Here is a 13,624-nt window from a genome sequence, read left to right as displayed (position 1 = left end):
GGAGTGCAATTGCAGATGCATAAATTGCAAAAGTCCAATCTTAACTAGTAACGATTTTGTAGCTTCTGACGGATATGAGGATTCTCATCATACTTGTAATACCTGCGGAGTACACTTTAACCATCTGGACGGTGAACAATTCAAGCATTGCAATATCTGTGGATATAATGCTTCAGTTAACAACTAAAATTAGTGATTAATTATGATAGAAGTTTTTCCCTGGACAATGCGTTATCGAATTCTTCTTCACTCATTAATTTCCTCTCAATTATTACTTCCTTAATGGTTCTATTGCTTGACATGGCTTCCTTGTAAACTTCAGCTGCTTTTAAATACCCTATTATGGGATTCAATAGTGTTACCAACACAGGGCTCTTCTGTACGTTTGATTTAAGTTTTTGCTTGTTTATTTGTATTCCATCTACCATATTCTTTGAGAATATGGGCAGAAAATTAGTGAGCATGTCTGTAGATTCTAATACTGATTTAACCATCCCTCCAAGCATGACGTTTAATTCAAACTGGCCAGCCTGAGATGCCAGAGTTACTGAAAGATCATTTCCAATTACTATGTAACAAATCATGTTCAAAGTTTCAGAAAGAGATGGATTGACTTTTCCAGGCATTATGGAGGAGCCTGCATGAACGGCCGGAATAGTGATTTCTGCAAATCCTGCTGTAGGGCCTGATGCCATTAACCTAAAATCATTTGACATTTTTGTCAATTCGACGGCAAGATTTTTTATTGCAGAGGAACAATTCGCAACATCAAGCCTACTTTGTAGGGAATAGAATAAGTTAGGAGATGGTTTCAACGGAAGATCAGATATATAAGATAGATTTTTCACCACAAGAGGTTGATAACCTTTTGGGGTATTTGCACCTGTTCCCACTGCTGTGCCCCCAAGGGCGACATAGTAGAGTTGTTCCAAAGACCTGCTGATAAATTCTTTCGATTTTGTTAGTGCAAACAAGTATGAACTAAATTCGTCCCCCATAGTGACGGGAATTGCATCCATCAAGTGAGTTCTACCAATTTTAATATCATCTTTAAAGTCAATTGCCTTTTTTTCGATTGAACAGATCAATTGGTTCAGCGATTTTAATAACTCTTGACAGTTCAGGATTATGGAAATGTGAATGGCTGTAGGAGAGGTATCGTTACTTGACTGAGACATATTCACATGGTCGTTCGGGCTGATTATTTCGTAAGAACCCTTTGGTTTGCCAAGGATCTCCAGTGCCCGGTTTGCAATTACCTCATTACAATTCATATTAAAAGCTGTACTTGCTCCCGAATTGAGTGTCTCGATTACAAATTGATCAGACAATTTTCCTGCCAAGATTTCATCACAGCTACTTATTATTGCGTTGGCAATTTGTGACGGTAACACTCCAAGGTTTTCATTTGCCATGGCAGCTGCTTTCTTTATCATAATGAATGACTTGACAAAATTCCTATGTGGAGGGAGTTTTGTTATTTGATACTGTTTCTTAGCTCTTGCAGTGAATGGGCCATAATATGCATTTTCTGGGACTGTCACCTCGCCTAACGAATCCTTATCAATTCTAATGTTTTGAGACATAGAATTCATTTTTAATATGGGTATTTAAAATGTATAACGTAAGTTTCGTTTCCGATGAAATATTTTTGGTTAGAGTATGTCTTTGATTTCTTTTTGAAAATAAAATGTTAATATCGATTTTCGATATTTATATATAATTATTACATGTTACGAATTTTTTAATGAAATTAATAAGATAATACTTTCATTATTTATTTTTATTTTGGTTATTCATGAAAATACTGGAATAATTTCTAAAAGAAAATAAAAAAGTTTGGTATTGATCAAACTTGACAATATCACATAAAGGTATATTTATATCGAGTATTTATATACCCCAAGGAAACGAATAATGCCCCAAACAAAGCCAATGGTAAGTATAGAAAACGTTGTGGCATCTGCAACGGTCAATCAAACTATAAATTTAAACTTGATAACTCAGATATTTCCCGATGTAGAATATCATCCAGACCAATTTCCGGGTTTAGTATTTAGATTAAAAGCTCCCAAAACTGCTACATTAATTTTTAGTTCAGGAAAGATGGTTTGTACCGGGGCAAAATCAGAGGAGCAGGCCATCAAAGCAGTAAGAAGTGTGGTTCAAAAATTGCGGAAAGGTGGAATTCCTGTAGAAAATGATCCGATCATTGAGATTCAGAATATCGTTGCTTCAGCAAGCTTAGGGGGTAAAATCCATCTTGAGTTAGCAGCTAGAATATTGCCAAGAAGTATGTACGAGCCCGAGCAATTTCCAGGATTGATACATAGGATGTTAGATCCAAAAACGGTAATTTTGTTATTTGCCAGTGGCAAACTTGTATGCACTGGAGCAAAAAAAGAAACAGAAGTTTATAGGGCAGTAACCAATTTGCATACCCTCTTGGAAGAAAAGAATTTAATGATTTACGAAAGCTAAGATTCTACTAACTCTTCTTTTATTCTATCGTATTCGTTCTTGTTGATCCTAGCGTTGTCATTCAAAATATCGATAATCCGATGAATTGTAATTGCACTTTTTATCTTTAATGTGAACTGATCAAATAAATTTTGAGAACCTTGCTGTCTGTCGATTAGTACAACAACTCCACTTACGACCGAATTATTGGACAACGATTCTACAGCCGTTAATATTGATTGCCCAGTAGTAATTACATCATCCACAAATAATATTTTTGAATTGGGTTCTAATGCTCCTTCTATTTTTTTTTGAGTACCATAGTTCTTTAGATCTTTCCTTACGTATATATGAGGTTTAAAGAGTTCGTAGGAAAGAGCTGAGCCAAAAACGGTCCCTGAAGTTGGAACAGAGCATAAATAATCAAAACTTTCAAGTCCAATTTGGGAATGGATAAGAGTCTTCAGTAGGGATATGGTCTTTCTGAAATACAATGGATAACTCTGCAGAATTCGCAAATCCAAATAGAAACGGCTCTTCCTGCCACTTGATAACGTAAAATTACCAATCTTGATAGCATTTTTATCGAATAAAAAGAGTATGAGATCTTCCTCCAATTGAATTTTATCATTTTCGTTCAACTTCTCCTAATTAGATGATCTTGGATTTTATATGTTACTTATTATTAAATAGTTTAATATGCCGGAAATATGGTTAGGTTATGGCGATACAGAAATCATATTGGATATCAAATATGAAAATATTTCCCAAGTACTGAGACCCTCCATGAATAAGTTAGATCTAATAACATTAGAAAATGAAATTAAGAGCAAAATAGTGATTCAAGAATCAACTCTGATTCTGATTACTAGCCCATTTTTCTTTATCCTACCAATATTATCAGTTCTCCAAAACATGTCTAAAGAATTGAATATTGAAAAAATTGAGTACTGTATACTTTCAAAATCTCTTCCCCAAAGAGTAAAACAACAGCTGAGTGAGAACAGTATCACCATCGGTAGATTAGCCAGCGAGGATGTATTAGAAAAAATAAAAAAATTTGACAATATCATCTTAATCGATAGAATTGAATATGATCCAGTCTTTGGCTATGCTGGATCCCCCGTCAGACTTTTGAGGGAATGCTATCCAGACGAAATGAACCAGGTATATACGTTCATATTTAATTCGTTACCCCAACCTGGTACATACAACGAACCCCTCAAGTTGGCTATCGAAGTTATGTCCAAGATGAGCTGTCAGTCAATAAATGTAATTTCTAATAACGAAGGAATTGACTCTCTTTTCATAGGAGACCTTTCATATTCATTTAATGAAGCTATTCAAAGATTTAAATCGATAACTCAGCCATCCGCTGTACCTTCAAAATCTGCATTCATCTCCGGGAACACAAACTATTCCTACCAAACGACGCTTGGAAATAGTTTAAACCTCTTATGGAATAATTACCATGTAATAAGCGACAATGGCATAATAATATTATTATCGGAAAGTAGAGGTGGAGTAGGGAATGGTACTTTACTTAAACTCATTGAAAACAGACTGGATTTAGCTGGACTGAATAAATATCAATATTCAAAAGATCTGGAGCATATTAATTTTCTAAAAATGCTAAGAGAAAAGTATGAGATTTATTTAATTTCAAGTCTTCCTCGAATATATACCGACAAATTAGGATTAAAATCGCTACAAAGAATAAAGGATGGGTTAGATCTAGTAATTGAAAAGAATGGTAAGTATTCAAAATCCATCATAATTCCAAATTCGGAAATTACACTGGTTAGTTCATAGATTTAGAATGAATACTTGAGTAACGAACAGTCGTATTTTAAGTATTACTTTGGTGAAATCGACAAATCTAGAAAGGAGATAGTTTTTAGAGTTTAGAAAGGCTGGACTTGATTTCTTGTATACTCGCTTCAGTCTTAAATCCTGTTGATGAGAAAATGGTCGGACTGGTGTCATATCCATCATAGATTAATTTATCAACAATTTTAGGAAGGGGATGTGTACTATTTTTCATTATTTTCCCAAATTCGTCGCTATTGTAATGATACGGAATATGATCTAATTCTTTTGATGCAATCTCGAAAAACTTTTTGATTGGATTCTTATTTTGTTTAACATATCTTACTATATTTGTCATTTTTGCTTCTGACTGAACTATTTCAGCTAGTATTTTTAAAATTACATTCTTATCGAACATGTGAGATATCCATAATGGACCACCCATCCTCATCTTTTTTTGGCACAATGGACATTCGACATCAGATGGACTTTTGTTCATCAATCCTCGATATCCACATTCAAAACAGTGAAGAATATATCCTAATTTGTCAGATATTTTATTAGCTAAATAATTACTTTTTGATACCTTGCAATAAATTCGAACATAATTTCTGTATGAATGTGCAAATATTGGATTAATATATAGATCAAGCCTGGATGCTACTAAAGCAGTGCTGGATAATAACAATCTCGTACCTATTTCCAAGGAATAGCTAGTTCTCAAAGGAATTCCATAATATTTTCTATAACAAACTCTAGGATAAACACCCTGCAAAACCGCGGTGTCGGTCGCAGTAATTGAAATCATACCGTTATTTTCTACCCCACGCAAGATGCAATCCAAAAAAGGCGCAGGTGTTCCGAAAGGATCCAAATCAATTACGGTCGCACGGTTATCAAAATTGGCACTACAGGAAAGGAAATTACAGGTCTCAGAAGTATAGAAATCAGACTTGTGGTAGATATTGTTGATCATGGCATTAACCTTCGCAGTTTGAGCTGACAATAAATTAAAGTCATTAAAAACCACTTTCTGAATCTGTGGGATTTCTTTCCCGACTCTTACTCCTCTAGCTCCCAACCCACACATGGAATCAACAAAGCAAATATTTTTCCTTGACTGATCAATAAAGTGTCGGTATATCAAAATAGAAATATCTCTATTAAATTTTGCAGCTGGATTAAAGAAAGCAGGAAATTTTGGAGGCTCCATTTGGGTTACGGCTTGTGCTGGAACCAAAAGTGTGACCTCCCCTTCTTTGATCTCTGACCAATCATATATGGTGTTCTCTCTTTCCAAATAGTATGAGGAGGTCAGTCCCATATTTATTCAATCTCAATTTTCACCCTTTGTGAATAAGATATTATCAAAATAACATTTCATTACTTTGACAAGTTCAACAATATCATTTTTTTTAAATCTAGTTACACTCATTTTTATGGGAATTGAAATTTATTGAACTGAATTTTTTTTAAGATAGAAAAATACGCACCTAAGCGAAGATTAAATTATAGCGGATTGTAAAATTTAAATATAGAATTTTCTTATTTTCTCAAATCAAACATTTCTTGATGCAAGTATATTCTTCAGATTAAGCACATGTTATCACATATTGTGATTGTAGAAAGTCCCCAGGGATACTTTTTTCTGTAAGCTCTCAAAGCAAAGGGTTTGGAGTCTAACTAACCACAAGTAGATTGCTAGCGTTGGCAAATAGTTTTATTATTTTGAGTTACTTGAATGAGGTTAAAAATCTATGTCAAATTTATGAATATTTTCTATTTTGACATGTTAAACTATCTAATTTATTAAAGTAATTGAGTTTTTCATTAATATAGGCTTAGTGAATTCAACAAGAGTGGATAACATTGTTGTTGGGCGGAATTGATGAAGCCGGTCGAGGTTCTGTGATTGGCCCCCTAGTAATCGCGGGTATCTCTTTCGACCCAACTGGAATAGATAGTCTTAGAGACAATGGCATTACAGATTCTAAGAAACTTACAACACTAAAGAGGGAAACTTTGTATACCAAGATTTTACAAACTGCTGTTTCTATTTTCGTATGTAGGATTAGTCCTGTAACAATTGACAATTATGTGAACCGCAAAAAATTGAACGTTTTAGAATCAAGATACATGACTATCATCGCAGATAACATTAGAGCAGACAAGATTATTATTGATGCATGTGATGTAAAACCCGATCGGTTCAAACAGTCTATATTAAAAAACTTGACAAACAAGTCAGTCAAGATATACTGCTTTCACAAGGCTGACACAGACAATTTGATTGTCTCTGCAGCATCTATTATGGCAAAGGTAACCAGGGACAGAGAGATAAGGAAAATAGAGAAGATCTTATGTAAAAAAATAGGGTCAGGGTACCCCTCTGATCCATCAACAAAATTATTCCTGAGAAATCATCTTTTTGATAACGATAATAAAAATTATATTAGATTTTCGTGGAGCCCTGTAAAGAAGCTAATAGACGAAGGCGCGCAAACCAAGCTTTTTTAATAATAAGTTTCGCTTATCAAACTACCTAAACCAAATATTTGGCATGAATCAATGAATGATCCTTATCAAAAGGCTCTAAGTTAATAATCTGCAAAATCTGGAATTGATTATTCTCCAGTTTCTTAGCTTCTTTTTGAGTTACCAACTTTGGATCTGTCAATACATCGATACTTCTAGTCTTAATGACTATTATCAAATCGCCCCCGGGTTTTAGGTAACATTTGCAATTATTGATTGCAATATCAGTCTGATCTGGCTGCGCAATATCTGAGTACACCACATCTACCAATCCATAGTACGAATAATAATGCAAAAATCTTCTTGCGTCCATCAAAATAGGAATGATATTTTTTCTTCTTGAAGCCACATTTTCCAAAAATTCCCTAGCAACCCGGACAGATGGTTCGACAGCAAATATCAATCCTTTATTTCCTACTATATCTGATACATGACTTACGGTCGTTCCCGTTGAGGCTCCCAAATAGAGGACTGAAGAAGTTTCTTTGATTGGATTCTCCTTAAGATTCTTGAGTAGGGCTCCGGCCAACTTACTTCTATAAGGTTCCCAAATTCTATATTCAAGATCATCAATTTTTATTATTTTTTCTCCATAAACGCTTTTTCCTGTGTCCAGATTTTGGGTTGCCAAATATTTCTCTTTTGCTTGGTCTACCAAAATAACAAATGACCCATTATCGTATGATTTATACAAAGATAATTGATTCATCTAACACGCCTCCAAATGTATACAAGATCCATTACTTTTTATTTGATTTGTGGAATCGTTTTTTGAATTTATTCTTCTTGAATTTAAAATCTTTGTCTCCATCTCTATCTCTATCTCTCCCGTATTTCTTTCCTTTATTTCTAGTATATGAATCCCTTTCGCTTCGCTTGAAATTCTGCTGTTGTTGTCTCTGTTGAATTTCGGAAGGTTCCTTATACTTTTCTTGAATTTCTGTTATCCGATCATTCAACTTACTTGCCAATGCATTGTTTGATTCTGGATTCCGACTATAAAGATCTACTCTTGCAGCAATAGCAGCTTTTGAAGAAATGGCCCTTGCCAATTTTCCCCTTTGCCACTTTGGTGCTGAATGAATAACCGGATGCTGAAAAAGCAAACCGTGTTTTGGGGGATTAGCGCCAGTTTTCAAAGTTCTAAATAATGCCTTCTCTGCTCCAAGAATCTGGATAGTGCTAGATGACAAAGACGCAAGCCTTTTTAAGTTCCCTGCTTTGGCTATTAATCGTGCTCCAACAGTGGCAGTTAGTAATTCCTTCAAGTTTGGTGCTATTATTTCCATGGTAATGTCGATATGATCCTCTAATGTCTTCCTAATTTGTGCTAATGAAATGACTTCATTGGCTAGACTCTGCAATATTAATAAATTTTCTTCTGTAATCTTACCTCCCTTGCTCCTATTCGCTGTCATTTGAATAATCTCAATTTTATTGTTCGGGATTTCCAAAGTTTGTAAGAATTCTACAGTTATTTCTTCCCGCTTTCCAACCTTAGAAACAATGTTTGCGTAGGTCGTAATATTTTGAAGCAGATTATCTAGTTCAGGAAAGTGCAGGCCATACCATTCTCTCATACGAGTTCCCACCGTATTTAATATCTTATCGATTTCATCCAACGCATTTATGGATTGACTGATATGCAGATCCAATTGTTCTGATGCTTCCCGAACCCTTATGGAAGACCATTTAAGAGCAAACTCTCTCAAATCACCGGATATATCATCCGCTAATTCTGAATGGTTCTGTTGATATGAATCAAACATTTGTTTGTATGAACTAATCTTATCGATCTGAAATTGCTTTTCCTCTACTTCAGCAATTTTTTCAGCATTAAATGTATTATTTTTTAGGAATTCTATCAACTCCGGATAATTTGTTTTCAATAATTCTGGTTTAACTTTAAAAAACTCCAAGCTTTCTGAAATTTCTTCATAGTCCCTATTCTTGATTCTAAGGTGGGATTTTACAGGATCAAGAAATTTCTTGAAGGATTGAGTTTGATTCTTTTCATCTACAATAGCAATGCCTAATTCAAGAATCAAAAATTTGTATACATTGTCAGTCATAAATCTAAATTCAAGTTAACTTAAGAGATAAAGAATAATAACCTTGTCATTTCTTAATGCTAATCTGATTAAGAAAAGGAATAGTAGTTAAAAAATTCTAATAAATGTAATCACGTTTTGTAGCCTATGCGAGTGTTGATGTGTTTTTTGATCAATTCCAAACAATTTACAACTAATTAACCATTACGCATTTTATCCAAATGGAAGAGGAATATTGATTCCCTGTTCACTTAGTTGCTTTTGCACATCATCAAATATTTTATCTGCAAGATCCTCTTCATTATTTGGTATATCTCGATTATCGGTATCGGACGTGCGTGGTGTTGTTTCGTCAGTTACTGCAGGTGAACCTTCAAAAGTAGTACTCGTTTTCTTAATCTTGTAACCATCAACAGATGTCGAAACAGATACGTCAATGGTAGCACCAGAATCTATGACACTAGACGGTATAGTTACACTATATTTCCCAAGAGAATCTGTAGTACCGGAGAAAGGATTGTCGTTAATTGAACCAGTAATTTCACTATTTGCCAAAGGATCATTTGTAATTGCGTCATTTACTCCAATAACGATTTTTTGGTTTGCACCTTGACCAGTTTTGTCAATACTGACATCCATTGTTTTGAGTTCTAAGGGTTTTGAAGTATTTGTAATAACATTTACTTTGGCAAATTTCACAGAAGACAGTGGAGAATAGCATTGTAATTTTGCGGTTATTGACTGTGAACCATTTTTGAGGTTATTTAAACCAGGTTCAAGCACGATACTCCAACTTCTATAATCACTAGTTCCGTTAATACCTCCAGGGTTTGTTTTCTTAAAATTTGATTGGTTCGCGCTAGTTGGTGCAATTACACCCGCAGTATTCCCATCTGCTAAGAGTACTTCACAATCATAATTGTTTGGATATTCCGAACTGCCGTTAATATGAATAGGTTTATCAATATTAATTACTTCACCATTAGATGGAGAATCGATTTCGATCCCAGTCACAGGAAGTGCCAAATCTTCACTAGCCAAATCGGTAACACTAGAACTTAAATTATTCTGAGATGTACTTTTAAGATTTTCGCTAGCTAAGGCCAAATTTGTGGCTGATTTCGGAAACGTCCCAGTAAAGTTTGTTCCTGTCACATTGACACTATAATAAGCCTTTGCAGTACCCCCTTCACAAGCTAATTTTGAAGTGATTTTATTTGAACCCTCATGAAGGTTTGCGTACTTGGAATTGAATTTGTAGTTCCATTTCGAATAGTCCTTTACACCGAGCGGACCGGACCCATTTGCACTTTGATAGGGAAAAATGCTATTAGTCACTATCGAAACATCACAGTTAGTCAAATTACCATTGTTTGATATGGAAAAACCCTCAACGGAAAGCCTCTTACCTGTACTATCAAAGTAATCTGTACCGTTAATAAGAACCTGGTCACCAGTTGTGGGATTTGTAATTCTGATCCCGTAAGGGTTCTTTACCAAAGAAGGTGTAGATGAAGGAGCAGTAATAGTTGCAGCATCTGAATTTTGACTTTTGGATTGTGGAAGAATTTGTGCGCTTGCACCGGACAAAAGCCCCCCAAGAAATATAAAAGTAGAAAAAATAAGAACGATGGAAATCTGATAAATCAAACTAAAAATAATGCTTTCCAAAAATATTAAAAGTTTGTTATTTTATCACCACGTTTAATATAACATAAAAATTCAGGTAGTGTTTTTCGTATAAAGATTAAGTAGGAGATAAATAAGATTCAAATATTATTTTTAAGTTAGTAAGTTCTAAAATCTAATATGGATTTTGGGTTTCTTGGTGGGAAAAAAAATAAAGATCCAGACCAAAATAGACGCAAAAAGAAAACTATCGCAATCACCCAGAATGTTATAAACGGGCTAATTTCGTATGCAAAAATGCATCATCCCTTTGAGGGAATACTTATTTTAGGGGGTGAGAGAAAAAAAACAGAGATATTCATAAACAATTTAGTTATCCCTCCTTTCTCGGTACATGGGCCCTTCTATTCCGGGTTTCCAATAAACGAATTACCATTTGACCTAAATTATCTTGGGACAGCTCATTCCCATCCTAGTGGTTCAAGCCAACCTTCCCTTGAAGATCTGAATCATTTTTACGGTATAATCTCTATTATTATATGCCATCCTTACGAGGAGGAAGATATCCATGCATACGATAGCCAAGGAAGGGAGGTGCTATTTGAAAGAAGGAATTAATATTAATTATTGTTTTTTGCCCAACTTTGCTCTATGCTCCAATGATCTTCCTATCAGAATAAACGCCAAGCTTGTGATGGAGATCATAAGTCCAGGAGCCAAAATCCACCACCAATATCCTAAAATTTCAGCTGATGAGAAGTGAGCATCCTGCAACATTTGACCCCACGTGGGAAAAGATGGATCTCCAAATCCCAAAAAACTTAATGCTGCTTCAGCTAATATTGCTGCTGGCACCGCGAGGGCAAAATTGGCAAGGGTAAAAGGGACCAACTGAGGTATGATATGTCTTAACACGACTTTAAAGTCAGATTCACCCATCAATTTAGAAGCTTCAACGTATGGATAATTCTTAATTTGAACACTGAATGTTCGATTTATCAAGGCTAATCCGGGCCAGCCAAATAGTACAAAGAGTCCAATCAAAAATAACAAACTGCTTCCAAAATTAAGTGATAATACTATGAATAATACCATTGTTGGAATCGAAAGAAAAAGATCAATCATTATTACCATGAGAGTTCCTGTTTTCCCTCCTTTATATCCAGCAATCAATCCGTAGAAAAGACCAATAGTTGTAGCGGTTGAAGCAACTGCGACGCCAATTAGGAGGGCTACTGGAGTTCCAATCATGATTCCAAAGGTTATATCTCGTCTAAATTCATCTGTTCCCATCAATCCAAACACTTTGCCTTCTATGATAAGGTTGATTTCCTTTAAAATAGTATCACTATCAAAAGAATAAGTAGTAAATATGAACTGGTATATTCCTTTCATAGGTTTATTCGAATCAGTTTCAGAAAATATTATTTTTTCCGCTGGTAAATCGCTTATCGTGAAGTTAAATAAATCTGCATATTCCATCAAGGAATCAGTCACTTCTTTTGATGAGGAAAAAACTCGTTGAGACACTTCGTGTTGTTGATTGCTAGCATTAGATAATTGACCCCCAACATCGTTACTAATGCTAGGTACAGAATCTAAAGAATTGTAGTATATAACAAATTCCAATCCATCGGGCCTTTTAACCGAAATTTCTACCGCGGGAGGAATTTCACCAAATTCTAAAGAAAATGGAATGCTAAACCCAGATGGAAATTGCCCATAAACAAAATCGTAAAAAAACGTATGGTTATCCTCTTTAAAGTCGATTTCTGAAAACGAGGAAGTTACAGCTTCGTTCTTGGAATATATCTTATGCTCTGGTAATTGCTGCTGAAATGGGATTAAGAAATAGTTAACCCAAGCAGGTGCAGCATTTTTAGGATAGTTAATCCAAAAAAAAGGATTATTCCATTCTGCTCGTTCCTTTGCAGGGATATATAAAATGGTATAAGTAGTGATCCCAATCAAGAACAAGAGTAGGGAAAAGCCCAAGATACCACCTTTGTAGTTTTTTAGGCGATCTTTCATTATATTCATCAAATCAGGTAAAGCACGTCCATTATCTCATTCTTCTCCGGTTCTAATCCTGGGATCTAAAAATGACAGTGTAAGATCCAGTACCAATCTTGTCAATAAATAAAGCAGTGTAAAGAAGTATACAAGGCCTATAATTAAGGGAGAATCATTTTGAATAACCGCATTATAAAACAGATTTCCCATTCCAGGCCAATCAAATATTTCTTCTATCAATATAGAACCTCCTAAAGTTGCTGTAAGCCCTATTCCCAACATTGTCATCAATTGGGGTCCAGCATTTTTCAATGCGTGTTTGAGCAAAATTTTTCTAGGAGGCAAACCAATAATTCCCAAGGTTTTTATGTAATCCTCTTCAATTACTCTCAAAACAATATATTTAGTATAATAAACGGATGAGGCAAAACCTATGATAACCATTGTAATAAAAGGCAGAGCCATATGGTATAATAAATCAACGATGTAACCTGGAGTACCTGGAGAAATTAAAGGTGTAGATCTTGCAGGAAAAATTTGCAACAAATATGAAAACAAGACTATCATTATCATTGAAAACCACCATGGGGGTACACTTAGGCTTGCAGAAGCAAGGCCGGCTACCAATTTATCCGAAATTTTTCCTTCCCTTTTTGCTAAATAAGATCCTAATATTATCCCAATGACTATGACAGTTATTGAAGAGGTGGTAAATAATAAAATTGTATTTGGCAGTTTTTCAATTATTAGCTCATTGACACTGCTTGAACCATCATTGGTTGTAAAAAATCTAGAATTACCTAGGTTCAAGGTAGCAATTTGAATGAGACTATTACTAATTTTTTTGGGAGAATACCAAGGCTCGTCTAACCCCAAACTTTTTGTTTGGATATTAATTTGTTCTTCTATGATTGACTGCCTTTCCTGTGGATCTTGTAGCTGGTTTAGTCTTTGATTTTCAGATATGGAGTCTGATAGAGAATTAGTCACCTGTATTCGGATATTATCAACCATTATTTTGTCAATAGTCGAACCCAAAAGGGATATTGTAACTAATAGTGTGATAATTAAGACTAATACCAAAATTGAAATTTTTTTTACCAGATAAATGATAATGCTCATCAAGG

Annotated in this window: 12 protein-coding genes; 4 read left to right on the top strand and 8 right to left on the bottom strand. The window is 34.8% G+C overall.

The window, feature by feature from the left end; all coding sequences use genetic code 11:
- Positions 1 to 200: 200 nt before the first annotated feature.
- Positions 201 to 1,586 carry an aspartate ammonia-lyase gene (locus NMY3_RS09920; RefSeq protein WP_196815714.1) on the bottom strand — a complete coding sequence of 462 codons (1,386 nt, stop codon included), beginning with the start codon at positions 1,584 to 1,586 and terminating at the stop codon, positions 201 to 203.
- Positions 1,587 to 1,917: 331 nt separating this feature from the next.
- On the opposite strand from NMY3_RS09920, the gene NMY3_RS09915 reads away from it, so the two are divergent.
- A complete protein-coding gene (locus NMY3_RS09915; protein WP_144734851.1) occupies positions 1,918 to 2,481 on the top strand; it encodes a TATA-box-binding protein in 564 nt (187 codons plus the stop codon).
- Here the strand turns inward: NMY3_RS09915 and pyrE are convergent.
- A complete protein-coding gene (gene pyrE / locus NMY3_RS09910) occupies positions 2,478 to 3,101 on the bottom strand; it encodes an orotate phosphoribosyltransferase (protein WP_196815713.1) in 624 nt (207 codons plus the stop codon). The two genes, NMY3_RS09915 and pyrE, sit on opposite strands and share 4 nt — an antisense overlap.
- A gap of 58 nt (positions 3,102 to 3,159) precedes the next feature.
- Here pyrE and NMY3_RS09905 point away from each other — a divergent pair, with 58 nt between their 5' ends.
- Positions 3,160 to 4,272: a hypothetical protein gene (locus tag NMY3_RS09905; RefSeq protein ID WP_196815712.1), complete on the top strand. Its 1,113-nt coding sequence runs from the start codon at positions 3,160 to 3,162 to the stop codon at positions 4,270 to 4,272.
- Between the two features lie 85 nt (positions 4,273 to 4,357).
- On the opposite strand, the gene NMY3_RS09900 is transcribed toward NMY3_RS09905, so the two are convergent.
- A complete protein-coding gene (locus NMY3_RS09900) occupies positions 4,358 to 5,593 on the bottom strand; it encodes a hypothetical protein (RefSeq protein ID WP_196815711.1) in 1,236 nt (411 codons plus the stop codon).
- A 548-nt stretch (positions 5,594 to 6,141) separates the two neighbouring features.
- Here NMY3_RS09900 and rnhB point away from each other — a divergent pair.
- The gene (gene rnhB, locus NMY3_RS09895; RefSeq protein ID WP_196815710.1) at positions 6,142 to 6,786 is read left to right on the top strand and encodes a ribonuclease HII; all 645 of its coding nucleotides are present in this window, start codon (positions 6,142 to 6,144) and stop codon (positions 6,784 to 6,786) included.
- A gap of 25 nt (positions 6,787 to 6,811) precedes the next feature.
- Here the strand turns inward: rnhB and NMY3_RS09890 are convergent, their stop codons facing one another.
- From NMY3_RS09890 to NMY3_RS09880, 3 genes are all read right to left on the bottom strand, one after another.
- On the bottom strand, positions 6,812 to 7,513 hold the full coding sequence (locus tag NMY3_RS09890; protein WP_196815709.1) for a fibrillarin-like rRNA/tRNA 2'-O-methyltransferase: 702 nt from the start codon (positions 7,511 to 7,513) through the stop codon (positions 6,812 to 6,814).
- A 31-nt stretch (positions 7,514 to 7,544) separates the two neighbouring features.
- Positions 7,545 to 8,876, bottom strand: a complete 1,332-nt coding sequence (locus NMY3_RS09885; protein ID WP_196815708.1) for an NOP5/NOP56 family protein — start codon at positions 8,874 to 8,876, stop codon at positions 7,545 to 7,547.
- Positions 8,877 to 9,068: 192 nt separating this feature from the next.
- Complete coding sequence (locus NMY3_RS09880; protein WP_196815707.1) at positions 9,069 to 10,445, bottom strand: hypothetical protein; 1,377 nt, start codon at positions 10,443 to 10,445, stop codon at positions 9,069 to 9,071.
- A gap of 219 nt (positions 10,446 to 10,664) precedes the next feature.
- On the opposite strand from NMY3_RS09880, the gene NMY3_RS09875 reads away from it, so the two are divergent.
- Entirely contained in the window at positions 10,665 to 11,102 is a 438-nt protein-coding gene (locus NMY3_RS09875; protein WP_196815706.1) for a Mov34/MPN/PAD-1 family protein, read from the top strand.
- 6 nt (positions 11,103 to 11,108) lie between these two features.
- Here the strand turns inward: NMY3_RS09875 and NMY3_RS09870 are convergent, their stop codons facing one another.
- Positions 11,109 to 12,515: an ABC transporter permease gene (locus tag NMY3_RS09870; protein WP_196815705.1), complete on the bottom strand. Its 1,407-nt coding sequence runs from the start codon at positions 12,513 to 12,515 to the stop codon at positions 11,109 to 11,111.
- 36 nt (positions 12,516 to 12,551) lie between these two features.
- Entirely contained in the window at positions 12,552 to 13,619 is a 1,068-nt protein-coding gene (locus NMY3_RS09865) for an ABC transporter permease (protein ID WP_196815704.1), read from the bottom strand.
- Positions 13,620 to 13,624 lie beyond the last annotated feature (5 nt).

The sequence above is a fragment of the Candidatus Nitrosocosmicus oleophilus genome, from assembly GCF_000802205.1.
In the GTDB taxonomy this organism is placed as follows: Archaea; Thermoproteota; Nitrososphaeria; order Nitrososphaerales; family Nitrososphaeraceae; genus Nitrosocosmicus; species Nitrosocosmicus oleophilus.
This window is presented reverse-complemented; position numbering and strand designations above follow the sequence as displayed.

Coding starts and splice junctions, on each gene's coding strand:
- NMY3_RS09920 (WP_196815714.1), bottom strand. CDS start 1,586: ATGTCTCAAAACATTAGAATTGATAAGGATTCGTTAGGCGAGGTGACA.
- NMY3_RS09915 (WP_144734851.1), top strand. CDS start 1,918: ATGCCCCAAACAAAGCCAATGGTAAGTATAGAAAACGTTGTGGCATCT.
- NMY3_RS09905 (WP_196815712.1), top strand. CDS start 3,160: ATGCCGGAAATATGGTTAGGTTATGGCGATACAGAAATCATATTGGAT.
- NMY3_RS09900 (WP_196815711.1), bottom strand. CDS start 5,593: ATGGGACTGACCTCCTCATACTATTTGGAAAGAGAGAACACCATATAT.
- NMY3_RS09890 (WP_196815709.1), bottom strand. CDS start 7,513: ATGAATCAATTATCTTTGTATAAATCATACGATAATGGGTCATTTGTT.
- NMY3_RS09885 (WP_196815708.1), bottom strand. CDS start 8,876: ATGACTGACAATGTATACAAATTTTTGATTCTTGAATTAGGCATTGCT.
- NMY3_RS09875 (WP_196815706.1), top strand. CDS start 10,665: ATGGATTTTGGGTTTCTTGGTGGGAAAAAAAATAAAGATCCAGACCAA.
- NMY3_RS09870 (WP_196815705.1), bottom strand. CDS start 12,515: ATGAAAGATCGCCTAAAAAACTACAAAGGTGGTATCTTGGGCTTTTCC.
- NMY3_RS09865 (WP_196815704.1), bottom strand. CDS start 13,619: ATGAGCATTATCATTTATCTGGTAAAAAAAATTTCAATTTTGGTATTA.